The sequence below is a fragment of the Desulfatibacillum aliphaticivorans DSM 15576 genome (assembly GCF_000429905.1).
In the GTDB taxonomy this organism is placed as follows: Bacteria; Desulfobacterota; Desulfobacteria; order Desulfobacterales; family Desulfatibacillaceae; genus Desulfatibacillum; species Desulfatibacillum aliphaticivorans.
In genome coordinates, this window is record NZ_AUCT01000046.1 from 1 (window position 1) to 23,700 (window position 23,700).

Consider the following 23,700-nt stretch of genomic DNA (forward strand, 5'->3'; position numbering starts at 1 on the left):
AAAGGAGCAGAGCAACAATTTTGATGCATTGATCGCTTGTCATTCTCTGGTCATGATCCGTTATCTTCTGCTCGTGTACATTTTGGGCAAACGGCAAATGACCGGCCCCGTGGGGCCGCTTTTCAGGGAATTGTCCGATGATCAGAATGTATTGGTTGTCGCCCAGTCTTTATGGGAAAAGGTCAAGGAATTGCTTTTGGGATCAAGGCAGGTTCTTTGTTACGGAATTGAGCCTGAAGTCATGAATTACATCCTTGACATTATTGAAAAAACAATAATTGACCAGATGTCTATAGCATCTGCGAAACTTTAGTTAGGATGATCAATACAAATCGTGCATATTTTTTTTTGAACGCCCGTGTGCTTTAAGGAATTTGCAACATTTTAATTCACATTTTGTAACCTTTCGTTCCCTGAAGCGTTTATACAACGGTATGGAATTCGACTCTTTTTACAAAGAATACCGGAGCAAGGTTTTCGCGTATTTGTTGCGTATGACAGGGAGCAAGGATCTTTCAATGGACCTTGTCCAGGAGAGCTTTACCCGATGCCTGGAAAGATACGCCGGGACCGAGCGCCCCGGCCCTCTGGTTTTTACCATCGCCCGCAACCTGGTGTACGATAATCATCGCAGGCAAGCCCGGTGGGACGACAGGGAAGCCCCGGAATTGGAGTCAAACGCAGACCCGGAAACCGCTTTTTTAATAAAGGAAAAGGTCGAACGCGTATTAAAAGCTATGCAACGCCTGCCTGACAGCGAAAAGGAAGCGCTGGCCCTGGCGACGTCCAAAGCGCTGACGTACAGGGAGATCGCCCAAGTGACAGGCGTTTCGGAAGCCAACGTTAAGGTGCGCGTGCATCGCGCAAGAAAGAGCCTTCGGCGGTTCTTGGAGGACATGACATGAACCTGGATGAATTACTGATCAGCCAGTTTTTAGACGACGAACTGGCGTTGAAAGACAAGCTGCGCTTTCTGGAAGTCTTGAATGCGCAGCCGGAATACTCCAAAGAAGCAATGGCGCTGGTGCGGCAGGAAATTCTATTGGATGACGCCCATGCCGGCCTTGCCCCTGGCTTGGAGGAGGACGCCTTTCCGGCGGCCGCCATATGCAAATCCTCAGAATCTATAAGAATTTTTAAATATGCAGGCGCCCTGGCGGCCGCCGCATGCCTGATATTGGCCGTGCTCACAACCGTGCTGTACCGGCAGGAAGCTCCCCCGGAAGGAACTCCCCACCGATTTGTGCTGTACATGCCGGAGGCGAAGGAGGTCTCCATCGCGGGCAGTTTTAACGACTGGACGAGCGTGCCCATGGAAAGGGCCGGGCATAACGGATACTGGGAGGCTGTTTTGGTGTTGCCTCCCGGAGAATATCGATTCAGCTATTTGACGGACAAAAACAAACCCATTGCCGATCCAACCATCCTGGCCAGAGAACGCGACGGATTCGGCGGCATGAATTCCATTCTTAACGTGGCGAGGCAAATATGAAAAAACTCCTGCCGGCGTGCGTATTGCTCATACTGTTATTTTTCGGATGCGCCGGAAAAATGCACTACACTCTTCTGGAAAAAGGGACTGTAACCCTCTATTTAAAGGCCCCGAAAGCGCAAACCGTGGAGGTGCTCTCTTCAAGCACCAATTACCAGGCCATCCGGGCGACGCGAGGAAAAAAGGGCGTATGGTCAGTGAATGTTCCCGCCAACAAGCCCTTTGACTATTTCTATCTGGTGGACGGCGAGCCTTTTACCCCGCCGTGCCTGTTGTCGCGTCCAGACGGCTTTGGCGGAAAAACATGCATTTTCGACCCTGCGCAGTAACCTTCTCTTCATTTGTGCGTTTAATGAATGAGAGCGGCGCGCCCCAAAGAACAAAGCCAAGCAACGCATGGAGATAATCCAATGAAAAAGAAAATAGCCTTAGTGCTGGTATTTTTATCGGTCTTCGCATTCCCGGCGCTGGCCGCAAATGAGGACGCCCAATACTCCACGGCGGTCAGTAACAACATGAGAGCCATGGTGCAAGCGGGCATTCCGCAAGACGACGCCGAGGATTTTACCGCCAGAATGACCCAAAACCGCTTCTCGGAAAGGCAAATGGTCAAAGCCCAGAACATGGTGGCTCAAGCCCAGCAACAGGGGCTTTCCGGAGAAGCTGTCATGGCGAAAGGCATGGAGGGCATGGCGAAAAAGGCTTCGGCTGAGTCCGTATTATCGGCCATGGAGGGAGTTGCGTCCAGGCAGGCCTACGCCTCCAAGCAGGCGGGAGACCTTGTTCAGCAGAGAGACAGGACCCATCAGGTCGCCCAAACCATAGATGAAGCCATGGCGGCCGGGCTGAATGAAGAGGATTGCGACCGGGTAGCCCAGCAGTTGAAGCAAAGAGACAGGGTTCAAGATCCCGAGCTTTGCGATCAAAGTTTTGAAACCGCCAGGGACCTCTCCCGTGTGGGAGTCACCTCCAAAACCACGGCGGATGTGGTGTCCAAGGCTTTGTCTAAAGGATACGACTCCGACGACATGAAAGGCCTGAGGACGTCCTTCATGACGAAAGCCAGAACCTATCAACCTGAGGAACTTGGCCAGCAATACGCCAAAGGCATTACCGAAGGCGTAGCCCCCGCCCAACTGGGCAGCGGACTTGGCGGGCAAAGCCGCGGCGGTTACGGCGGGAGCGACTCCAGCGGCGGCGCCGGCAACGGCGGAGGTTCGGGAGGCGGCAACGGCGGCGGTAGTGGCGGAGGTTCGGGCGGCGGTAGTGGCGGCGGCTCGGGCGGCGGTAGTGGCGGCGGCTCCGGAGGCGGACGCGGAGGGAAGTAATCACCCTTATCATTTCGAATATGAAAAAAGGCTCGGTCCCTAAATTGGGGCCTGGCCTTTTTTTGTTGGGCGCGGCGATTTTTCTGGCTTCTCAGGGTGGATTCCGGGGCTTCAAATTGTTCAACCTGACTTTCACTTATGTTTTTAGCGCAAAATTTGGTATATTGTCGGGAAGGCTATACGCCAAAATACAAACCTAACACATAAGGAGTATGGGTTATGGCTGACATGACAGCTCCGGTGACCGCGCCTCCGACGCAGGAGGAGCTTTTGCTGCGCCTTTCCAAGGTTCGCGAGGGCATGGAAAAGGCCGGCCTGGATTATTACCTGACGGCGCATACGGACAATGTCTACTACCTGACTAATTTTTCGTACATTCCGTTTGAACGGCCTTTTTTTTGATCATCGCCGCAGACGGATCGCAGGTGATGATTTTGCCGGGTCTGGAGCTAAGCCACGCCCAGGACAGGGTGATTCCGGACGTGGTTTATAAAACCTATTACGAATATCCCGCTCCCCCCGGCAAGGGGTTTGAGGACGCCTTGAAAGAGGTGATTCCGTCCAGCGCCAAGGTGGGAGTAGAGTCGTCCCTTTCTCTGGCCTTAAAAAACGTAGCTCCCGGAGATGTGACGGTCATCGACCTTGTGGATGAAGCGCGGGTCGTGAAGTCCGATTACGAGGTGGGGCGCATAGCCTATGCTGCGCAGGTTTGCGACGAAGGGCTTAAGAAAATCTTTGAGCTTAGCAAGCCGGAAGCCATGGAGCTGACCTTCTTCAGCGAGGCGGGCCGGCACATGATGGGCAAGGTGGTCATGGAGGTTCCCGGCCTGAACCTGCTGGTTTCCAAATTTCTCGGCGCGGTGTGGCCCAAGAATCTGTCCGCTCAGCCGCATTCGGTTCCGGGGCTGTTTGACCTCCTGGAGGAAGGCGGCCCCCAGGTCACAATAATCGCGGCCCAGGCGGACGGTTATTCCGCGGAGCTGGAGCGCACCTTTTTTATCGGAAGCGTTCCCGAGGAAGCCAAGACGCCTTTCAAAGTCATGGAAGAGGCGCGGGCGCTGGCGTATGACCTGGTCAAACCGGGCGTCAGAGCGGAAGACGTGGACCGGGCGGTCTTGAAGGTGCTGCAGGACGCCGGATACGGCGATTGCATCCTGCACAGGACCGGCCATGGATTTGGAATAACAGGGCACGAGCCTCCTTGGATCGCCCTGGGAAGCGACGCCGTCCTGGAAAAAAATATGGTTATCAGCATCGAACCAGGCATTTACATCCAGGGCTTGGGGGGATTTCGGCATTCGGACACGGTTTTGGTGACGGACAATGGCTGCCAGTCTTTGACGAACGGACCTGTCGGGCTGGAGGATCTGATTTTGCCCGTCTAATTTTTTATCCGGAAAAACCCATGGAGGGGAAATGAGCCCACATATTCCGCAGGAGAAAGGCGTCATGACATGGCTGCCCGGCCTGCTTCTGGCTTTAGCGGTTATTGCGTTTTCGGCTATTGGCTTTATTACGGCTTTAATTTGCATATTTGCACTGCCCGACAAAACTGTGCAGCCCTGGCCCGCAGCAGGGATTTATTTTGCCTGCGCCCTTGTTCTCAGCGTACTGGTCTATGTTTTCGGCAGGGTCAATTTGCGAAAATACTCCCTGACGCCCGGGGAGGACGGCGGACCGCCCCCGGTGGGTTTTGTCTTGAAAGAGAGCGCTTCGGACAAGGCATTGAAATGGATCGTCCTGATCTACCCAATAATATTTGCATTTTGGGGCATAATGATCGGACTGATCTGCATTTTTGCATTGCCGGATGAGACGGTTCAGCCGCAAGTCTCGGTCTGTTTTTTCATTTCTTCGGTAATCATCATGCTTTCCAGCCTTCTGGCCATAATCAGGACAACAGGCAAAACAAAAGGCTGAGTGTAAAATCAGGAGCGCATCTTTGTTCGATCAACTGGAAAAAATAAATCAAAGGCCCTTACCCTATGAATTTTATACGGCGCAGGATTTGTGGGATGATGACTACGTTTCCACACAAATGCTGAAATATCATTTGAATCCGGACTCGGACCTGGCGTCCCGGAAGATGGAGTTCATTGACCGGTCCGCTCAATGGATCGCCGCCCGTTTTGGCCTGGGAGAGGGCAAGAGCGTTTGCGACTTCGGCTGCGGCCCGGGCTTGTACACTTCCCGATTCGCCCAAACCGGCGCCAAAGTAACCGGGCTGGATTTCTCTCGCAATTCCCTGGCTTACGCCAAAAGAAAGGCGGAGGAAAACGGCTTTGATATTGAATATCGCCTGGGCAACTACCTGGATTTTCAATCAGATGAAAAATACGATCTGATCACCATGATCTACCTGGACTTTTGCCCTTTAAGCCCGGAGCAGAGAAAAACGCTCCTGGATATTTTCCAAATGCATCTCAAAGACGACGGCCGCGTTTTTATGGATGTGCTTACACTGGCCTTTTTCGAGCAGTCGAAAGAGGAGAAGACTTACGAATATTCGGCCCAGGACGGTTTTTGGGCGGCCGGCCCTTATTATGTTTTCAACAACACCTGGAAGTACACGGACATCAATCTGCTTTTGAACAAGCATGTCATTGTGGAGGAAAACCGCACACGGGAAATCTGCAACTGGCTGCAATGCTTTGACAGGAACAGCTTTGCGCAAGAAGCGGAGGCCGGCGGTTTTGAAGTTTTGGAGTCTTATTCCAATACCGCGGGCGAGGTTTTTGAAGAAAAAGGGACGGAAATGGCGATGGTCCTGAAAAAACATTGATATGTCCCGGTGTTAAAAAATTCACACCCCTTCCCTGAGGGGCAAAGGGTATTTTTTCTTGACACCACTGGCAAATATTACAACAATGGAGCATTGTGTTAAGTCTCTTGCCAACCCGTTTTTTTGGATCAGACTAGTTAAATTACGCCGGGAAAAGCGAAGGTCATTCCCGCGGCTTATCCTGGATAGCGCTTTAGGAATTCTTACTATATCGACGGAGGTGGTCACCATGCACAAAACCCTGAACAGTCGCCTTGTCCCAGTCTTACTGCTCGCAGCTCTTGTGGTGCTGCTTTCCGTTACTGGGGGATGCGTGAAAAAATCGGAAGTCACATGGGCGAACGGAGAATACGCCAATCCCAATGATGAAGTGACCGTGGAAAGAGTGTTAGCGCTCTGCCCGCCGGTTCCCGCTCCCGTGGAGGAGCCCAAACCCGCACCCGCACCCGTTCCCGTTCCTTTGCCGGAACCGACGGCCAAGTACACGCCCAAACCCAAGCCGGTTGTTGTGCCGGAAATTCCCGGACTTCGGACGGATCGCCGTTCTTACCTGATTCCCAACCCGGATGAAACCGCTTACGAGGATTTTGGACTGTGCGCGTACACTTTGCTGCCCCACATGTATCCTTCACAAAACAGCGGCATCTACAACCGTTACGTGAAGATGCACCAGGCTTTCAAAAGCATTCCCCAGTTTGAAAAACAGGAACGCAGAGGCCCGGATGAGGTCAATGTTTTGTACTGGAACTTGAAAAGGCAGGCCTTTAGCGAAAATGCGTACAAAATCTTTGACATGTCCCACGGCTTTTACGTCCAGAATTACGACTACCAAAGGGCGAAAGGGTTCCTGGATCAGTGCAACCTGAATCAATCCGGCGGACCTTACATCATAGCAGCAAGGGGCCAGTTGACCGGCATGTCCGGCAACGACCCGGACCAGCAGGAATTGCTGGTCATCGACCTTTCCAGGGTCCATGAGGACGCTTTTAAAGGCGTGGTTGCTTCTTTCTTCCATCGCGTTCTGAAAAATCAATTCACCTGGAAGGATCATTTCGAGCTTAACCGGATCCAAGCCGCCGTCTCCGGACCTGCAAGCGGCCAGAAGCCGGACGTCTATCTGCTCAAATGGGTCAACGGTTCATACGCCGTCGCTAAATAGCCGGCCCAACCGATAAACAAAAAAAGAGGCGTAGGGACAAATTTTGTCTCACGCCTCTTTTTTTTTGTTGAATGGCTTTTACGCAGCGTGCACTTCAATCTTTCTGGGCTTGGCTTTCTCCACCTTCGGCAATACCAGACGCATCACGCCGTTTTTTAAGGACGCCTGGATCTTGCTCTGGTCAATGTCGTTGGAAAGGGTGAAACGCCGGTAATACCTTCCGGTCCCGTACTCGCGGGCCATATAAACCTGCCCTTCCTTTTCCTGGGGCTGCACGTCTCCGGTAATGGTGAGCACGTTGTCCCGCAGATCGATTTCCAGATCGTCCGCCGCCACTCCGGGCATGTCCGCCAACAAGACGATGTCCGCGTCTTTTTCAAAAATATCCACTTCGGGAACGTACATGCGGCCCGGACGGGTTTGCTCGGCGGGCCCGCTCACCTCGGTTTTTTCCTTTGCCACTAGATTTTTGTCCTTGTTTTCAGTATTCGACATGGGGAGCCTCCTTGTTGCGATGTCATGAACAGTCCTAACCCTTTACGGCGATTTGCCGGGGTTTGGCCTCTTCGGCCTTGGGAAGCACGACGGTGAGCACTCCATGGACGAAGTTGGCCTCCACCTTGGCCGCGTCGACGTTGGTCTTCAAGGTGATCGTTCGATTAAACTTGCCGCCTTTGCGCTCTTTGCGATGGTAGCTGGCGCCTTCTTCAGGGGCTATCTTTCTTTCACCGGAAAGCGACAGGGTCTTGCCTGTGATGGAGATATTGATCTCCGACGGGTCCATCCCGGGCAGCTCAGCGTAAACATAGAAATTGTCGGCGTCCTCAGTGACGTTGGTCAGGGGAAATACGCCGGCGGCGCCAGCGGCCTCATTGGCCAGGCTCGGGCCGTTGGCTAAAAAGTCCAGGGTCCTGCGCATGCGGCCCAATTCTCCTGCAACTCCTCCTTGGCCTTCCCAGGGAAAATCCAACCAAAAACCAGTCATGGCGTTCCTCCTTTCCGGGCGCGCGCCAAAAACCCTTGTGCGGCCCGTTGCTTCTTTATTGGACAATATTTTTGAATGCTTTTGTCCGGTCATGCTTGGGAAACACTTCTCCTCTCCGCGTCAAATAATGGATAACACACTGTTTTAATTCATCAATAATCCTGATTGCACTTAAAAAATATTTCCATTTTTTAAGTTGTCAAGAAGGAGGATGAAAATTTTTTCCCATGAAAAGACAGCAAAAGAATAGAACGTAATATCAGTTGATTAGAGCCTGCGCCCAAGAAAAATCCCCAAAGAGGAGACGCGATGCTTTAGCGTCTGGGCGCGGGAGGCTAAAAAATTTTTCATGGTCAGCCCTGGGATGGCGACCAGCAAGCCGGTTTGGGTGGAAATAAGCGCCTCGGAAATGCCGCCGGCCATGGCCCGGGCGTTTCCCGTCCCGTGAAGGGAGATGACGTCAAAGGTGGATATCATGCCGAGGACGGTGCCCAGCAGCCCCAGTAGCGGGGCGATGGAAGCCAGGACCGTGATGACGGACAACTGCTTGTCAAAAGAGGAGGCCACGGCCATGACGGTTTCGTCCATGGTGCTTCTATCCACGCCGGGGTTGGCCTCCCGTCTTTTGAGAAACTCGGAAACTACCAGGGCCGTTGCGCCGCGGAATTCCATAAAATCAGGCTGCTGATTCTCCTGGATGAGTTGGGCCGCCATTTCCCGGGGCATGTTGCGGACCCGCATACGGCGCAGGTACAGCCCTCTTTTGATTATGAGCACCCACATGAGCACGGAAATCAGCAGCAAAGGCCCCATAACCAGCCCGCCCTGGTCCAGGTGCTCAAAAATGCGGGATATATTGCTCCACAGCCAGGTCATTCTTTTTCTCGGACGGCGTAAATGGTGTTAGCCAGGGAAACGGCTTTTTCCTCCATTTGAGCGATGCTTCCTTCAATCCTGCGGGAAAGCAGGGTGTGCGCCAACATTATGGGAATGGCCGCGGCCAGGCCCAGCATGGTGGTGAGCAGAGCCTCGGAAATGCCTCCGGACATCATTTTGGGATCACCGGCGCCATAGTAGGTAATCACATGGAAGGTGTTGATCATGCCTGTCACCGTGCCCAACAGGCCCAACAAAGGCGCTACGGCCGCCATCATGGCGATGATGGAAAGAAACCGCTCCAGCGCTGGGATTTCTCCCAATATGGCCTCCTGGAGTGCATTTTCCATATCCATCCGCTCCAAATGCCTGTGTTTGATCCCCCAGGCCAGGACCCGGGCCAGGGGCTTGCTTTTTTGGGCCTTCAACAAATCCAGGCACTCCTTCCAGTCCCCGTTTTGGGCCAAAGGCTGAATTTGCGCCATGAGTTTTGAAGCGTTAACCCTGATGCGTAAAAGAAAAACCACCCGCTCCAGAACCAGAAGCATGGCAAAGCCTCCCAACGCCAAAATGACCCAAATAATGGGGCCGCCCTGAGGCAGGCGTTCGGCGAGCCCTTTTTCCTGGGTCAATTGCCTTAAGGCGGCGCCTTTGGTCAGGTCCATGGGCGCAACCGGGCTTTCCCCGTTCATATAGGCTCTTAAGGCTTTCCGGTATTTGGAGGAAGGCAGTTTGGATAAGGCGAAAAAACGCTGGCTTGCGTCCGAATACAAAAGGAAGCCGGTTTCGTCCCCCATGGAATAGGCGGCGGTGAATTCCCCCAGGGTCAATACGTCAGCCACCGCTTCTCTGCCCAATCGATCCACAATGGAGGCTTTTTCTATCCGCACCTCGCCTGATCGGGCGATTTCATCCAGCAGGATTTCCGCCATGGCGTCGATCTGCTCGATGCTGGGAAACCGGGACTGCCCGGCCAGTTCCTTGAGAGCGTCAGCCCGGCCGGGAATCAAAGCGCTTTGCTGGCTTTGCTTTACCAACGCCAAAGCATCCCGGGCGTTGCTCCGCACGTGGCCGACCAAGGTGCGGGTTTGGGCGTCCATGTTGGAAAGCTCCTGCTTCAGGGCTGCTTTTTGGGCTTCCAATTCCGAAATCCGCTTTTGCAAATCCGCAATATTTTCTTCGGTTTCGCTGTTTTTTTGATTCAGTTCGGCGATTGCCGCTTTGGCGGCCTGCCTGTCGTTGACGATCTTGGCCAGGGCTTCCCGGGCCTCTTTTTGGGCGGCCTGTTTTTCCTCCAGGGCGCGTTGCTCCAGCATGGCCTTTTGCCGTTGGGCCTCCACGGAGCGCGCTCTCATGTCCTGGCCAAAGGCGGGAATGCAAAGCAAAACCAAAATCAAGATTACTGCGGCGCTTTTTATTATTTTCATTGGGCGGCCACCTTTCCCAGGGGAAGCATCACAATATCGGCCGGACGCCTTTTGCTTGCAATGTCCACTGCGTGGGCCACGCCGGAGTCAAAGGTTTGCGGATAGGCCGTCCATGCCATGTCCACCGGGTCGAAATAGCCGGAGGAGCTTTGATCCAAGGTCTGATAGAACAAAGACAAGCGCCCCAGGCGCAGGACATCGGCCATGATTTCCTTGCCGTCCACATTTATAAGGCGCCTTTCCACCTCAAGGGCGCCGCCGTACTGAGCTTCCGTAAGCAGCATGTGAAAAACCCGGCGGAACTTCTCCTCCACGCCGATCCCAGGATCGTCCAGGGCTTCCTCCAAAGCGGCCATGCGGGTTTGCCTGTTCTCTTTATCAAAAGGCAGGCTTTGCTCCTGCAACTGTTGGAGTTCTGAGAAGGCATTTTTCAGGCTGGGCTCCAGGCGGGAGGCCATTTGGGCGATTTCCTGCTTTTCAATTTCCAGTTCTGCAACGTCCTGAGTCAAGGCGCCCAGGCGATCCTGCAATTCCTTTTGCCGGGCGTCCAGGAATTGGGCCTGTTCTTTGAGTCGAATCAAATCGTCCGCCAACTGTTGCTGTTCGGCGTCCCAATCGTCCTGACGGATTTGGGTTTCCCGGCGGATGGACACGGACTCCTCAACAGGCTTCAAGGCCGAGTCGGGAAACTTTTCAGCCGTGCCCGCGCTTGGCCAAGCCAACAAGCAGATGATTATGAACAAAACCTTTTTCAATTACAGCCTCCCTTAGAAATCTTTTGCATCTTTATACATATACGTTTTTTCGTGAAAAAACAAAGGTTCGCGAAGAAAAGGGGCCAGGTTAGGCAAAAAAATCGCCTTGACATCGGCTTGGCGGCCAAGTATATTTGAATAGTTGCTCATATGTTCATAGGATTAAATAACCCAGGCCCGGAAATGCTCATGATGGAAAACAAAGCCCCAAACGAGATAGAAACCCCAAACGCCAGTCAAGATAAGGCGAATGAAGACGTCTGCTGGGTGCGCTGCATTCATCAGGATCGGGTGGAAGAAGCCAGAAACCGCGCGGTTCCGGAAAAAGAGCTGCTTCAACTGGCCGATATGTATAAGGCTTTGGGGGACCCCTCCCGGCTGCGGATTGTTATGGCTTTAAGCCAGGGGGAAATGTGCGTTTGCGATCTTGCCGCTTATCTGGAAATCAGCGAGTCCGCGGTGTCGCATCAATTGCGCAGGCTAAGGAGCCTGGCATTGGTGAAAAACCGGAGGGACGGCAAGATTTTGTATTACAGCCTGGATGACGACCATGTGTCCAGCCTTGTTGCGCTGGGCCTTGAGCATGTCCGGGAATAGCAGGAGAAGCTAATGGATTACTTAATAGAGGTTTTTCGACAAAGCGTGGGCTTGCTGTTCGCTTCCGCTCCATACATCATTTTCGGGCTGGTTGTCAGCGGCCTGCTCAGGGTTTTCTTGAATCCTAACCTGGTTTCGCGGCATCTGGGTCACGGCCGGTTCAGTTCGGTCTTCAAAGCGGCTTTTTGGGGAATTCCCATCCCGTTATGCTCGTGCAGCGTGCTGCCGGCTGCAGTAACGCTTAAAAAGCAGGGCGCCAATAACGGAGCGACCACGGCCTTTTTGATTTCCACGCCCGAGTCCGGGGTGGACTCCATTGCCGTATCCTGGGCGCTGCTGGACCCCATTATGGCCGTCGCCCGGCCGGTTGCAGCCTTTGCAGCGGCCTCGGCGGCCGGAATCGCCGAAAACCTGTTCGGCTCGAGCAGGGTGGAACAGCCGGCTAAGCCTGATCTTAGCTGCCCGGTGGACGGCTGCTGCTCCGGAGAAGACTGCTCTCCCGAAGAGCACCGCAAGCACCACACTCTCCTTGAAAAATTGCGGACGGGCGTAAAATTCGCCTTTGGCGAGGTTTGGGGCGATATGGTCGGCTGGTTTTTTGTAGGCCTGATCATCGCCGGGCTGGTGGTGGCCCTGCTGCCGCCGGACATCCTGGGGAAATACCTGGGCGGAGGAATCGGCTCCATGCTGATTATGCTGGCCGCCGGCATCCCCATATACATTTGCGCCACGGCTTCCACCCCCATAGCGGCTGCGTTGATCTTGCAAGGCGTCAGCCCAGGAGCGGCTCTGGTCTTTTTGCTGGCCGGCCCCGCCACCAACATCACCTCCCTCACCGTGCTTTTCGGAGTGCTGGGAAAACGGGCGGCCGCCATTTACCTGAGCGTTATCGCCCTCAGCGCCGTGGTCTTCGGCCTGGCGGTGGACGCCATATACGCCGCCTTGGGGCTCAGCGGGACCGCGTTGCTGGGCAAGGCTGCGGAAGCCTTTCCCCCGTGGATCGGTTGGGTCAGTGCAGGAGCGCTTGTGCTTTTTTCCGTCAAGCCTCTATCCGCCGCCATCAAAGCAAAATTCAGCAAAGATTCCGGCGAAGGTTCGTGCTCCTGCCATGGCTGCTGTTCGGATCACGCCATGAACCCGATTATGGATCACATGCCCAAGGATCCGCACTAACCCGGACGAAAAAGGGTGCAACAATGCGGCCCATTCCAAACACGCCTTTTTCGCCATGGCCTTCACCGGCCATGGCGTTCATTCATAATTCAGATGCGATTTGCCTTTTGCATTCCCCTGGTGTATGGATTTCCAAAACTCCAGGAGGATGCTTGTGGGTGATAAAAAGTTTCAAGTGCGCTCAAAAATCTGGGTTCAGGATGACGAAGGCAATGTCGTGTTCGGCCTTGGCAGGCTGCGCATTTTGGAAGCCATCCAAAAAACAGGCTCGTTAAGAGCGGCTGCGCAGGAATTGGGCATGGGCTACCGGGCGATCTGGGCCAGGATTCGCGCCACGGAAGAACGTCTGGGCGTACCGGTTCTGGAAAAGAAGCAAGGCGGCCGTTCCGGGGGAGGCTCCTTTTTGACGCCATTTGCGGAAAAGCTGCTGGAGGATTTCAAAAGCATGCAGCGCAAAGTGGAAAAGGAGACGGACAAAACTTTCGCCAAGTCTTTTGAAGAAAACCTTGATGAGCACACCCGGGAAAACAATTAAAAACTTCTTGCTTTATCAATCAGTTAATAAGTTTACTTAGGGGGGCAGCTCAAATGCTGTCGGATGAACCTGCGAATCCAAATACGTTACCCAACTAAAAAGCATGCCTGCGGGTTCATCCAACACTCCGTCAAGTTACCTCATTATTCGATGTTCTTAACGCCCACTTTTCCGCCCAGTCATTCAACGGCGCCAGTACGACGAACAACTCCTCTCCGTCCTTGGTCAGGCGATAGCCTTCGTCGGTCAACTCCACGGCGTCCGCCTCCCTAAGCTCCCTCAATCGCTGGTTTAAAAGCGTGGGCGATAAGCCCCCGCTGGCCTCCTGCAAGCCTCGAAACCGCAAAGGGCCGTCCCTCAACTCCCATATGATTCTCAACGCCCAACGGCGTCCCAGCAGGTCCAGCAAGGCCATGATCGGACGGCCCGACTCGGAGCTGCGCACTTTTTTCCCTGGTTTAGGAGGGGATTTTGCCATAGTTTTCACTTTTCCCTTGCGCTATTAAAAATGTAGCAATATAGTGCTATTTAATTTGTAGCATTCCAACTCAAAGGAGGCAAGAAAAATGACCCAACAACGCATAGCCATGGTAAATCCGCCTTATGAACAGGAAACAAAGGAAGAGCTGGAAAAGATGATGCCTCCGGGCATAGAGCCTTTGAAGCTCTTCAAAACAATCGCCCAAAATCCGCGAGTGCTGAAAAAATTCCGCAAGGGGAACCTGTTGGACAGGGGCTCTATCGATCGCCGCGATCGGGAAATCGTCATCCTGCGCACCTGCGCCCGGTGCGGTTCGGAATATGAATGGGGCGTGCACACGGCCTATTTCGCCGAACGATTCGGTATTTCATCGGAACAGATCACCGCTACGGTGCGCGGCGACGGCCAAAGTCCGTGTTGGGAAGAGAAGGACCGTCTGTTAATTCGGATGGTGGATGAGTTGCACGATTCCGCCCAAATTTCCGACGATCTATGGAATGGGCTCGCCGAAGCCTGGAACCCGGATCAGTTGGTGGAGTTGATCGTCCTGACCGGCTTTTACCACACGGTTTCCTTTGTCACGAATGGGGCGAAAGTGGAGTTGGAGGAGTTCGCCGCCCGATTCCCGGACAAGGCGTAGACAAAAAAAAGGCCGGGCGTCCCAGAATAGGCGTCCGGCCTTTTTGCTTTGTTAAGGTATTTTTACGCCAAAAGAGCGGGCCTTTCGGGCCAATGCCTGAAAGCGTTGCCCCTGCGGCCAACTTACTTGAAACTAACCCACAGGGCGTGGACAATGCCCGGCACGTAAAAGAAGATGCACAGGATGATGTTTATGATCAACGGCGTTCCCACGCCGCTTTTCAAAAAAACAGCTACCGGGGGAAGAAGCAGGCAAAGAATAAGCATGATGATTTTGTTGTCTTTCATGGGCAAAAGCCTCCTTGTACTGCATTAGCGTTCTCATAAGTTCAAGCTAAGGTGTCGGTGTAAGCAGTGTACAAAAAGTCGCCTTATAGCGTCCATAAAAAAACCGCCGGAAGAGAGGCTCCGGCGGCTTTGATTTGTGGAATTTATGCGGCGGGTTAAGCGATTAACTGGATTTTGGAAGCAGGAATCTCCCCCTCACCTTGGTCTTAACCTCCCAGGTAGGCTTTTTTCACTTCCGGGTCTTCCAGGAGCTTCTTGGAATCCCCTTCCATGACCAGAGAGCCGGTTTCAAGCACATAGGCCCTGCTGGCGAACTGAAGGGCCAGGCGGGCGTTTTGCTCCACCAAAAGGATGGCCGCGCCTTCCTTGTTGATCTCTTTCAAAGCCTTGAACACGTTTTGCATAAGCAAGGGGGCCAGGCCCATGGAAGGCTCGTCCAGGAGCATGATTTTCCGGCCGCTGATGAACGCCCTGCCGATGGCCAGCATTTGCTGCTCGCCGCCGCTGAGAGTGCCGGATTTCTGCGTATAGCGCTCTTTCAGACGGGGAAAGATGTCGAAGACCCGGGAGATGTCCTTTTTTATTTCCGCCGTGTCCTTGCGGGCGAAAGCGGAAAGGTGCAGGTTTTCCTTGACCGTCAGGTTGCCGAAAATGCCGCGGCCTTCCGGCACATGGGTGATGCCAAGCTGGCTGACCACCTTGTCCGGAGGATATTTTAGCAGGTCTTTATCCATGAAGGTCATTTTGGAACCGGGCTCAACTTTCACCATCCTGGAGATAGCCCTCAGCGTGGTGCTTTTCCCTGCGCCGTTGGCTCCGATGATGCTGACGATTTCCCCTTCGTCAATATGAAAGTCCAAACCAGTCAGCGCCGGTATCCTTCCGTAAGAAACACTCAGGTTTTCCACTTTCAAGAGCATCAGTATTCAATCTCCTTGCCCAGATAGGCCTCGATCACCTGGGGATGATTTCTTATTTCCTCGGGCTCGCCTTCCGCAATCACTTCGCCGAAAACCAAAGCCTGGATTCTTTCGCACAATTCCATGACGAACTTCAATCGGTGCTCGATCAACAGGATGGCCATTTTATATTCCCCGTGGACAAGCCGGATGATTTCCATAATCTGGTCCAGTTCTTCGGGGTTCATGCCTGCGGTGGGCTCGTCCAGCAGCAGGATTTTGGGGTCTGTGGCAAGGGCCCGGGCGATTTCCATCCTGCGTTGGGCGCCGTATGGCAGGTTGCCCACAAGCTGGTCCGCAAATTGATCCAATCCCACCAGGGCCAGCAAATCCATGGCCTTGTTGGTCATCTGGGTTTCTTCCCTTTTCCTGCGTGCGCCGCCGAAAAAGGCCCCAAACAGGCCGTAAGTGATCTTGGAGTAACACGCCATTTTAACGTGCTCCAAAACGGTCATGTGGCGCCACAGGCAAAGGTTCTGGAAGGTGCGCCCGATGCCTCTGGCTGCTATCTGGTAGGGCTGAAAGCCTTCTATGCTCCAGTTGTTCAGCAAAACCTGGCCTTCCGTGGGAGTCAGTATGCCGGTCATCATGTTGAACACGGTGGTCTTGCCCGCGCCGTTGGGACCGATCAAGCCCCGGATGTCCCCCGGATTCATAGTGAGATTGTAATTTTTTACCGCCTGAAGCCCTCCGAATCGAATGCTCAGGTCTTTAATTTCCAATAAAGGCATAATATCCTCGCCTGTTGCTTGGCTTTTTCAATATCAGGGCTTAATTTTTCGGCCTGACCAGTTGTTTGACGTCGAATTCCTTGAACGCAATCAGCCCCGTGGGCCTGAAAATCATGACAAGGATGAGCAGCAGAGGAATAATGATCCACTTGAACAGCTCCAAGGGGCGCAAGGCCTCTCCCAGAAGGCTGATGCTCACCGCGCCGACAATGGACCCATGCACGGAATTGAGGCCGCCGAAGTAAACCATGGCCAGAATTTCGGCCAGCCTTTGCAGCCCAAAAGACGCGGGGTTCACGTAGCGCAGAATATGGGCGAAGAGCCCGCCTGCCGCTCCGGCCCAAAAAGCCCCGAACAAAAATCCCACCATTTTGGTGCGCCTGGTATTGACCGTCATGGCGTCCGCAGCGGACTCATCGTCCCGGACTGCGTTCAACGCCTTGCCCAGGGTGGACCGGACGAAATTGTTGATGACCCAGATGCACAGGACCGTCCAGCCGAACACCATGGGAAGGCTGGCGTAGTTGGGCTGGCTTCCCAAGCCGCGGGGGCCGCCGACTACTTCCAGGTTTTCGATCAGGCTTTTAACAATAAACATGAAGGCCAGAGAAATGATGGCCAGGTAGTCGCCCCTGGTTCTAAAAGACGGAATGGCTATGACCAAAGCCCCCAGGGCGGCCGTGAATCCTCCAATAATAATGGCCACGGGAAAAAAGTAGACGCCCAGGCTGGGAGAAAGAACCGCTTCCCCGAAAAAACGGTCGTTGGTGAACAGGACCAGGGTGAAAACCGAGGCTGCATAGGCTCCAAGAGCCATGAATCCGGGATGGGAGCAGGAAAACTCCCCCATGTATCCGTTGATCACGTTCAGGCTTAGCGTCAGCATTATAGCCACCAGCGTGAACTTGAGCGTCATCACCCGGTAGGCGCTGATGTCCGCCCACAGATGGAGGACCAGGTACAAGAGGGCAAGGTGCAGGACCACGGAAAACATGGGCGAAATTTTGTAGATCATTCCTGCAAGCGCGTTGAACACCGAGGCCAAGGCCCTTCCAACAAGAAGGATCGGAATGAAATACACGCCTATAAGAAAAGCCAGGGCGCTGGGCATAAGATGCAGATCCTTCAGCATGATCATGCACCCAAACAGGACGGGGACTTTGGGGAGTCCAAGAGCCTCCGCTATCAGGTCCCCCAAAAACCGTTCAAACAGGACCGCCGCTAATATTCCTGCAAGCCAACCCAACATAGGGACGCAGGAAAAGTAGCTCCTGAAAGCCTTGAAAAAGCCTTTTACGCCTTTGGATGGGCCGTTGCTTTGAATTTCTGGTTGCTGGTTAGTCATCGATAACACCCTGTCCTATAATCTAAGCCTTGCACTGTGGGGTTCGCCGAAAAAGCCGTGAGGCCTGAAGGTGAGAATGAGCAAAATAATGGAGTAGGCGATAAAATCGCGCATGGTGGACGGGAATATGAGGGCTACGAAGATTTCGATGAACCCTAATAAAAAGCCCGCCAGGGTAGCGCCCAGGATGGAGCCGCGCCCTCCCAGAATCGCCGCCACAAAGGCTTTCCAGCCGAACACAATGCCCATATACGGGTCCAAAACCGGATAGGCGACCCCGAACAGGCACCCGGCGGAAGCGGCCAGCCCCGAGCCGATGGCGAAGGTCAGCGCCGCGATCACATTGGCGGGAACCCCCATCAGCGGAACCACAGTGTAGTCAAAGGCCATGGCCCGCATGGCCATGCCCCACTTTGTCTTTTTCACGAACTGATCCAGGGCTATCATCAGGACAATGGAAACCAATACGATCATGATTTTTTTGTTCGTAATAAAGACGCCGCCCACGTCATAGGTGACGGATTGGATCAGAGAGGGAAATTTGGCCCGCTGGGCGCCCATGATGGCCAGCACGCCGGTTTCCAGAATAATGCCTATCATGAGGCCGGTGATGGCGGCCGAAGCGCGGGGAGCTTCCCTTAAAGGACGATAGCCCACGCGTTCGATGATCACCCCCACAATGGCGTTCAGCATCATGGCGCATACAATGGTCAACAACAGGACGACCCAGCCGGGAATGGCGATGGTTCCGGCGGCGGCAAGGGCGGTCAGGGTAGTGGCGACAATGAAGCTGATATACGCTCCCACCATGAACACGTCCCCGTGGGCGAAATTAAAAAGCATTAACACGCCGTACACCATGGAGTAGCCCAAGGCGATCAGCGCGTAAAAACTTCCCCATTGCAAGGCGTTTACCAGGCTTTGAAAAAAGACGGTCATAAGATTGCTTCCTGGCTTGCGTAAGAATGCGGACCCGGAGGCTTAAACCTCCAAGCCCGCATACTGTCGGTTGGCAAGGTTCCGGCTTGGCATCAGCCGGTAATGATTTTATTACGGACAAACGGACTTATAGAACTCGAATTCCCCTTTGTCGTTAATCTTAACGATGACGGCGCATTTGATGGGATCGCCGTCTTCCGTAAAGGTCATTTTACCCGTGATGCCTTCAAAATCCTTGACTTTAGCCAAGGCGTTGCGAACCGCGGTGCGGTCCTTCTCGATGTTGCCGGTCAATTTGCCCATGGATTCAATGGCTTTTTGCACGATTCCCAGAGAGTCCCAGGTCAGGGCGGCGACGTCGTCGGGCACGTAGCCGTATTTCTTTTCGTATCTGTCGATGAAAGCCTTGGTGCTGCCCGTGGCGCCGGCGGCTGCGTAATGGGAGCTGAAGAACAGGCCGTAGCAGTCAGGTCCGCACAGGTTTACGGTCTCGGCGGAGCCCCAGGAGTCGCTTCCTACGATGGGCTTTTGCCAACCCAGTTCATGAGCCTGCTGCACAATCAGAGCCACTTCATTATAATACTGCGGGGTGAAGATGACTTCGGCGCCGGACTGAATGATCTTGGTCAACTGGGAAGAGAAGTCGGCGTCCTTGGTGGTGAAGCTCTCAAAAGCAACCACGGAGCCGGGGCCGTGGATTTTCTCCCATGCGATTTTAAAGAACTCGGCCAGACCTTTGGGGTAGTCGCTGGCGACGTCATACAGCACGGCGGCTTTGGTGGCCCCGAATTCCTCGGTGATGAAGTTGGCGACGACAGGACCCTGGAAAGGATCAAGAAAGCAGCCGCGGAAGACGTAAGGACGATCTTTGGTGGAGTCCGGGTTGGTGGACCAGGGGGTGATCATGGGGGTGGCCCAGTCATTGGCCACGCCGCCGGCCGGGACGGCCTGCTTGGAGGACTGGGGGCCGACAATGGCTATCACTTCGTCCTGGGTGATCATCTTGGTGTTGGCTTTAACCGCGGACTCGGCCTTGGCCTCATTATCCTCGATTACCAGCTCCACTTTGTATTTTTTGCCGTCGATTTCCAGGCCGCCGGCGGCTTCCACATCTTCCAGCCACATCTGTGCTGCGTACTTGGTTCCTTCTCCCACCTTGGGGATGTCCCCGGTTATGGGCGCGTTAATGCCGATTTTGATGACTTTGGCTTTTCCCCAGGCCCATGCATTGGGCGACAGAGCAAGAGCAATGACCAGACAGCCGATAATAAGTGATAAAGATCTTTTCATAGGGCCCCCATAAAGGCTAAAAAAGTTAGTATTTGGGAAAAATACAATACTGGCGCGCATTCGATCCAGTCGCAACAATGCCCTACCATAAAACCCATATTTTTTCACCTGAAAAAAATTACTGTAAAGCCCTATCCCAGCCAAATCTTAGCATATTCCCGCGGCCCTGAGAGAAAACCAACCCTGCCTGACAGTGCAGCCGATGTACAGCCCGCGTGACTTTTTCAACAATCGGAGCCTTATTTTCATCCGCGTCCGGCAAACAAAAGTTTTCAGGCCCGACTCTTGCGGAAAAATCCGGCCAGGGTATTCGCCGGCGGCAAGGCCTTCCACCCGCCTTTCCCCAGCCTCCTTTAAGCCGGGTTTTGTGTTCCATCCCCCCCCCAGAAATCCTCCGGAACCGAAAAGGACGTCAGACTTCATTATGGCGCCTCGCCGACAAGGGGACGTCAAAAGCCATAAGGCCTCCTATATTTAGCTCGGATGTGGTATTTTCCGTCAAAGAGCAGTTGAAAGGTTGCGCAATGAAGATAATCCTGCGGACGCTCAACTTTTGCATATACTGCAGCTTCGGAGGCGCCAGCCTCCCTCACTTAGGAACATCCGTGGAAAAATGGAGGACGCCTCATGGAATTCGTTCAGGCTACGGAAAAGCACGTTGCATCCTATGCGGAACAGATCATTGATCTGATCCACAGCACTGGCCAGGCGGCCTTCGGGTACCAGTTTGTCAGCCGGGAGTATTTTGACAGGATTGTAGGCGCCTCTTTGGCTTCGCCCGGAACATTGTTTGGATACGACAGGATTACGCTTGCCATGGATGGGAGCCAACTGCTGGGCATGGAGGCGGGATTTGAGGGTCCCGGATTTCTTTTGCGGAAAAAGGCCATGGCTTCGGTTTATCCTGAACTGATTGAGTCGGGGGCTCTGCCGCGGGACGTTCTTGGCGAGATGGGAACGCGGGGCTATCAATGCGGCTACCTCAATCCCAACATTCCAAAAAATGTGTATTATGTTCTGACTCTCGCCGTTGACGCGCAGAGCAGGGGAAAAAAGATCGGCGCCGGCCTGCTTTCCAATGCCATGGATAAGGCCAAGGCCGCAGGCTATCGCGGCCTGCATCTGGACGTTTTTGCGGATAATCCCGCCGTGGGCTTTTACAAGGCCATGGGACTAACCTGCTTGGCTGAAACCCTGGCGCCCGCGCCCAGTCAAAACGGCGTTCCCAAAGGCTTGCGCATGGCCATGGATTTTTAGAGGAATACGCAGCCGGTGCAACAAAAAAGTCCCCCAGGAATATGGCGTCCCCAAGAATATAGGAGTTATGAAATAACAAAGGCTAACCCACCCCGGTCAATGGGGAGGGTTAGCCTTTGTGCGTCCACATTGGCTCCAAATTTCTTATTATACCTTGAAGCCTTTTTTTATGTCTTGAAAGCTAAGGCCGAACTCATGGAATAAATTCGTCAATGGCTTTCAGCAGCGTTTCGGTTTGATTCTCCATTAACCCGAGCCCTGAATTTTTCCTGAAAACTATTTTCCGGCCCTTGTCCACCACAATATACACCCGGCTGGCCACCGGCAAGACGCTATGTTTGGCGGCGTATGCTTTGATGACCTTGGCTTCCGCGTCCGAAAGCAAGGTCAGATTTTTCAGGTCGTGTTTTTTTATGAATTTTTGGTGAGAGGCGACCGAATCCTTGCTGATGCCAAGAACTTTCACTCCCCGGGATTCAAACTGGCCGATGTTTTGTTGAAACTCAACAAATTCCGGCGTTCAGTTTTTGGAGTCGTCTTTGGGGTAAAAGGCTATTACCGCTCCGTTGTGCGTTTCCAGAACCTGGCTCAAAGTGACGGCGGCGCGGTTTTGGTCGGGCAGGGTAAAATCCCCGGCAATGTCTCCCACGGCCTGGGAACCCTTGGCATGTTTATGCGCGGAGCAGCCCCCTAAAACCGCGAGCAATAGAATTAAAATCAATAACGAAATTTTGGGCACGTCTTCTCCCCCTTCTTGAAAAACGGGTTAGGTTGCTTGCCTGACGTTTTGGGCCTTAGGAACCCCCTGTCGTCAAAGCGGCATTTATTTAACACGCAATTTAATTGTGCGCAATACAATTCTGCGCGCCAGTTGTTTTTCCAGGTGGATTGTGACACACTGATCCCAGCCGCATTTAGCCTGGGAGCTTTTAATATGAGTAATGACGAATTGTTGAAGCTGGATAATCAGTTGTGTTTTTTGTTGTACGCCTGCTCCAGGGGGGTGACCCGGACCTATCGGCCGCTCCTGGCGGAGCTGGATATCACCTACCCCCAATACCTGGTTATGCTGGTGCTATGGGAGGAAGATGGGCCGTCCATCAAATCCCTGGGGCGCCGGTTGTATCTGGATTCAGGAACGCTCACCCCCTTGCTAAAGCGTTTGGAGGCCTCGGGATTAATTGTGCGTAAAAGATCTTCAGATGATGAGCGCATTGTCAAGGTGCTCCTTACAGACAAGGGAAAGGCCATGAAAGAAAGGGCCTACGCCATCCCGGAAGCCCTGCTTTGTCCTAGTGGGTTGTCAGGCGAGGAGTTTGTGGGATTGAAATCGCTGCTCGAAACCTTGTTGGAGCGTCTCCGCAATTTTGAAGCCAATGGAAAGGACTGTCGGGACATCATGCAATCATTTAAGAGCGAAAAGGCTTAAGGCCGGGCCGATAGAATTCTCCGCAAAGAAAACGCCTCTAAAAAAGGCCGCCGAAAAGGGGGGAATCGGCTGCCTGCTTTTACTGGCGCCCTTCTTCCTGATATGTCCGAGCGTCCGTGGACTACGCAGGGGCGCTGCTTGCTTGCTGCGCCCAAATAACAACTGCCTCCTAATCCGTCATTCCCGAGCGTCCCTATCGGGAAACAAGAGTCTTTGCCCTATATATTTGGACAGCCTGACAGTATAGTGCGCCGCCAGGATTGCACAGCGACATGCAGGTCGGATTATGCGGAGCCGGGATAGCGTTCTGGACAGGGCTGGCGTATAAACCTCCATAAAAGCGCGGCAGGCGCCCCATCAGCAAGACATGATTTCAGTAGGATGCATATAGTGGGTTAATCAGGGCATCCCTCAAAATTTCCTAAAAACTCCCTGAGGGAGATCGCCGATGTCTGCCAGATTTGTTCCGAAGCCTCAAGGGTATTTTGGAACAGACACTATTTGCTTGGCAATGGATGTCCCGCATAACATCTTGCTATAAATGTAAAATATCGTCTTAACTCACGGACGGTCCCTTAATACGTTTTTCATTCCGCCATGAAAAGTGGCTGAGTTTCCAGAGGTTAAAGTTTTTGATTTTTTTGATGAACACTCCCTTCCGCCCCCTATCTCCCCATGGGGTGAAGGGTTTGGATAGGGTTGGGGCGCTTGCAATTATTTTGACGTTACTCGGTCAATTTTGCTATTTTTAAGGAACCGGAAAAAATGCAACATACAGACAATTCATTCTATCAATGCAAATATCTTTACGCCTTAGAAGCTACGAATAGGAAAATCATGAAAAGACTTATATTAACAGTTTCTATGGCATTGGCTTTTGTCCTTTTCGCATTTCCAGAAGCGAGTACAGCAGAAAAAGGTAAGCGTTCAGGGGGCTAAAAAAAGTCCTACTTAGGAATTATTCCTACTAGACGTCCTCTGTGTTATGTGCTAGGGTTGTTTCATGAAACCCAAGCGCCCCATATCCGACCTGGACTGGCAACTCACTCCCCAACCTATGCGTGAGTATGTGCTCTATCTGGAACGCACCGTCCAACAGCTTCAACAATCCGTGGACCAACTCACCCAGCTTGTTCAGGAACAGGGCCAAATCATTCAACAGCAAAACAAACGCATTGAAAAATTGGAAGCCCAGCTCAACAAGAACTCCGGTAATTCCAGCAAACCGCCCTC

Annotated in this window: 29 protein-coding genes and 2 pseudogenes; 17 read left to right on the forward strand and 14 right to left on the reverse strand. The window is 53.2% G+C overall.

All coding sequences use genetic code 11. From position 1 onward, the window contains the following. The 10 genes and pseudogenes from G491_RS32535 to G491_RS32560 all read left to right on the forward strand — a co-directional run. Positions 1–313: pseudogene (locus tag G491_RS32535) on the forward strand (IS4 family transposase); the annotation flags it as partial. Positions 314–434: 121 nt separating this feature from the next. Next, entirely contained in the window at positions 435–905 is a 471-nt protein-coding gene (locus G491_RS0125560; protein ID WP_028316560.1) for an RNA polymerase sigma factor, read from the forward strand. After that, positions 902–1,492 carry a glycogen-binding domain-containing protein gene (locus tag G491_RS34660; protein WP_051327524.1) on the forward strand — a complete coding sequence of 197 codons (591 nt, stop codon included), beginning with the start codon at positions 902–904 and terminating at the stop codon, positions 1,490–1,492. The genes G491_RS0125560 and G491_RS34660 overlap by 4 nt, the downstream gene beginning before the upstream one ends. Beyond that, on the forward strand, positions 1,489–1,821 hold the full coding sequence (locus G491_RS0125570) for an early set domain-containing protein (protein WP_015948432.1): 333 nt from the start codon (positions 1,489–1,491) through the stop codon (positions 1,819–1,821). The genes G491_RS34660 and G491_RS0125570 overlap by 4 nt, the downstream gene beginning before the upstream one ends. A gap of 81 nt (positions 1,822–1,902) precedes the next feature. Then, positions 1,903–2,820 carry a hypothetical protein gene (locus tag G491_RS35700; protein ID WP_051327525.1) on the forward strand — a complete coding sequence of 306 codons (918 nt, stop codon included), beginning with the start codon at positions 1,903–1,905 and terminating at the stop codon, positions 2,818–2,820. Between the two features lie 219 nt (positions 2,821–3,039). After that, positions 3,040–3,222: an aminopeptidase P family N-terminal domain-containing protein gene (locus G491_RS32550; protein WP_035220184.1), complete on the forward strand. Its 183-nt coding sequence runs from the start codon at positions 3,040–3,042 to the stop codon at positions 3,220–3,222. A gap of 26 nt (positions 3,223–3,248) precedes the next feature. Continuing rightward, the gene (locus G491_RS34670) at positions 3,249–4,205 is read left to right on the forward strand and encodes a M24 family metallopeptidase (protein WP_051327526.1); all 957 of its coding nucleotides are present in this window, start codon (positions 3,249–3,251) and stop codon (positions 4,203–4,205) included. Between the two features lie 31 nt (positions 4,206–4,236). Continuing rightward, positions 4,237–4,740, forward strand: a complete 504-nt coding sequence (locus G491_RS0125590) for a hypothetical protein (protein ID WP_157468581.1) — start codon at positions 4,237–4,239, stop codon at positions 4,738–4,740. 22 nt (positions 4,741–4,762) lie between these two features. Next, a complete protein-coding gene (locus tag G491_RS0125595) occupies positions 4,763–5,602 on the forward strand; it encodes an SAM-dependent methyltransferase (protein ID WP_028316563.1) in 840 nt (279 codons plus the stop codon). Positions 5,603–5,915: 313 nt separating this feature from the next. Then, positions 5,916–6,761, forward strand: a complete 846-nt coding sequence (locus tag G491_RS32560) for a hypothetical protein (protein WP_157468583.1) — start codon at positions 5,916–5,918, stop codon at positions 6,759–6,761. Between the two features lie 78 nt (positions 6,762–6,839). On the opposite strand, the gene G491_RS0125605 is transcribed toward G491_RS32560, so the two are convergent. From G491_RS0125605 to G491_RS0125625, 5 genes are all read right to left on the reverse strand, one after another. After that, complete coding sequence (locus G491_RS0125605) at positions 6,840–7,256, reverse strand: Hsp20/alpha crystallin family protein (protein ID WP_015948426.1); 417 nt, start codon at positions 7,254–7,256, stop codon at positions 6,840–6,842. 34 nt (positions 7,257–7,290) lie between these two features. Beyond that, positions 7,291–7,746: an Hsp20/alpha crystallin family protein gene (locus G491_RS32565; RefSeq protein ID WP_015948425.1), complete on the reverse strand. Its 456-nt coding sequence runs from the start codon at positions 7,744–7,746 to the stop codon at positions 7,291–7,293. Positions 7,747–8,013: 267 nt separating this feature from the next. Continuing rightward, on the reverse strand, positions 8,014–8,622 hold the full coding sequence (locus G491_RS0125615) for a MotA/TolQ/ExbB proton channel family protein (RefSeq protein ID WP_028316564.1): 609 nt from the start codon (positions 8,620–8,622) through the stop codon (positions 8,014–8,016). After that, positions 8,619–10,049, reverse strand: coding sequence for a MotA/TolQ/ExbB proton channel family protein (locus G491_RS0125620; protein ID WP_035220187.1), 1,431 nt, complete (start codon positions 10,047–10,049; stop codon positions 8,619–8,621). Before G491_RS0125620 ends, G491_RS0125615 begins: the two co-directional genes overlap by 4 nt. Beyond that, positions 10,046–10,804: a DUF3450 domain-containing protein gene (locus G491_RS0125625; protein ID WP_028316566.1), complete on the reverse strand. Its 759-nt coding sequence runs from the start codon at positions 10,802–10,804 to the stop codon at positions 10,046–10,048. The genes G491_RS0125620 and G491_RS0125625 overlap by 4 nt, the downstream gene beginning before the upstream one ends. 189 nt (positions 10,805–10,993) lie before the next feature. Here G491_RS0125625 and G491_RS0125635 point away from each other — a divergent pair, with 189 nt between their 5' ends. From G491_RS0125635 to G491_RS0125645, 3 genes are all read left to right on the forward strand, one after another. Continuing rightward, positions 10,994–11,401: an ArsR/SmtB family transcription factor gene (locus tag G491_RS0125635; RefSeq protein WP_282706008.1), complete on the forward strand. Its 408-nt coding sequence runs from the start codon at positions 10,994–10,996 to the stop codon at positions 11,399–11,401. Positions 11,402–11,413: 12 nt separating this feature from the next. Continuing rightward, complete coding sequence (locus G491_RS0125640; RefSeq protein WP_028316568.1) at positions 11,414–12,574, forward strand: SO_0444 family Cu/Zn efflux transporter; 1,161 nt, start codon at positions 11,414–11,416, stop codon at positions 12,572–12,574. Between the two features lie 148 nt (positions 12,575–12,722). Continuing rightward, positions 12,723–13,109, forward strand: a complete 387-nt coding sequence (locus G491_RS0125645) for a winged helix-turn-helix domain-containing protein (RefSeq protein WP_035220190.1) — start codon at positions 12,723–12,725, stop codon at positions 13,107–13,109. Positions 13,110–13,239: 130 nt separating this feature from the next. Here the strand turns inward: G491_RS0125645 and G491_RS0125650 are convergent, their stop codons facing one another. After that, entirely contained in the window at positions 13,240–13,587 is a 348-nt protein-coding gene (locus tag G491_RS0125650) for a winged helix-turn-helix transcriptional regulator (protein ID WP_028316569.1), read from the reverse strand. Between the two features lie 88 nt (positions 13,588–13,675). Between G491_RS0125650 and G491_RS0125655 the strand changes: the two genes are divergently transcribed. Then, positions 13,676–14,230, forward strand: coding sequence for a carboxymuconolactone decarboxylase family protein (locus G491_RS0125655; RefSeq protein WP_028316570.1), 555 nt, complete (start codon positions 13,676–13,678; stop codon positions 14,228–14,230). Positions 14,231–14,352: 122 nt separating this feature from the next. Here the strand turns inward: G491_RS0125655 and G491_RS35115 are convergent, their stop codons facing one another. From G491_RS35115 to G491_RS0125685, 6 genes are all read right to left on the reverse strand, one after another. After that, entirely contained in the window at positions 14,353–14,517 is a 165-nt protein-coding gene (locus G491_RS35115) for a YqaE/Pmp3 family membrane protein (protein WP_015948416.1), read from the reverse strand. Between the two features lie 206 nt (positions 14,518–14,723). Then, positions 14,724–15,437, reverse strand: a complete 714-nt coding sequence (locus G491_RS0125665) for an ABC transporter ATP-binding protein (protein ID WP_015948415.1) — start codon at positions 15,435–15,437, stop codon at positions 14,724–14,726. After that, a complete protein-coding gene (locus tag G491_RS0125670) occupies positions 15,437–16,207 on the reverse strand; it encodes an ABC transporter ATP-binding protein (protein ID WP_028316571.1) in 771 nt (256 codons plus the stop codon). The genes G491_RS0125665 and G491_RS0125670 overlap by 1 nt, the downstream gene beginning before the upstream one ends. Before the next feature lie 40 nt (positions 16,208–16,247). Then, complete coding sequence (locus G491_RS0125675; protein ID WP_028316572.1) at positions 16,248–17,552, reverse strand: branched-chain amino acid ABC transporter permease; 1,305 nt, start codon at positions 17,550–17,552, stop codon at positions 16,248–16,250. A 15-nt stretch (positions 17,553–17,567) separates the two neighbouring features. After that, positions 17,568–18,491, reverse strand: coding sequence for a branched-chain amino acid ABC transporter permease (locus G491_RS0125680; protein ID WP_015948412.1), 924 nt, complete (start codon positions 18,489–18,491; stop codon positions 17,568–17,570). A gap of 111 nt (positions 18,492–18,602) precedes the next feature. Continuing rightward, positions 18,603–19,781, reverse strand: coding sequence for an ABC transporter substrate-binding protein (locus G491_RS0125685; RefSeq protein ID WP_028316573.1), 1,179 nt, complete (start codon positions 19,779–19,781; stop codon positions 18,603–18,605). 627 nt (positions 19,782–20,408) lie between these two features. On the opposite strand from G491_RS0125685, the gene G491_RS0125695 reads away from it, so the two are divergent. After that, complete coding sequence (locus G491_RS0125695; protein ID WP_028316575.1) at positions 20,409–21,038, forward strand: GNAT family N-acetyltransferase; 630 nt, start codon at positions 20,409–20,411, stop codon at positions 21,036–21,038. Between the two features lie 193 nt (positions 21,039–21,231). Here the strand turns inward: G491_RS0125695 and G491_RS34675 are convergent. Further along, positions 21,232–21,540: pseudogene (locus G491_RS34675) on the reverse strand (redoxin domain-containing protein); the annotation flags it as partial. Between the two features lie 18 nt (positions 21,541–21,558). Continuing rightward, positions 21,559–21,777 carry a thioredoxin domain-containing protein gene (locus G491_RS34680; protein ID WP_051327527.1) on the reverse strand — a complete coding sequence of 73 codons (219 nt, stop codon included), beginning with the start codon at positions 21,775–21,777 and terminating at the stop codon, positions 21,559–21,561. 195 nt (positions 21,778–21,972) lie between these two features. On the opposite strand from G491_RS34680, the gene G491_RS0125705 reads away from it, so the two are divergent. Next, positions 21,973–22,467, forward strand: a complete 495-nt coding sequence (locus tag G491_RS0125705) for a MarR family winged helix-turn-helix transcriptional regulator (RefSeq protein WP_028316576.1) — start codon at positions 21,973–21,975, stop codon at positions 22,465–22,467. 1,003 nt (positions 22,468–23,470) lie between these two features. After that, positions 23,471–23,700, forward strand: a 230-nt coding sequence (locus G491_RS35705) for a DUF6444 domain-containing protein (protein ID WP_248635518.1), incomplete at its 3' end; no start/stop codon positions are given.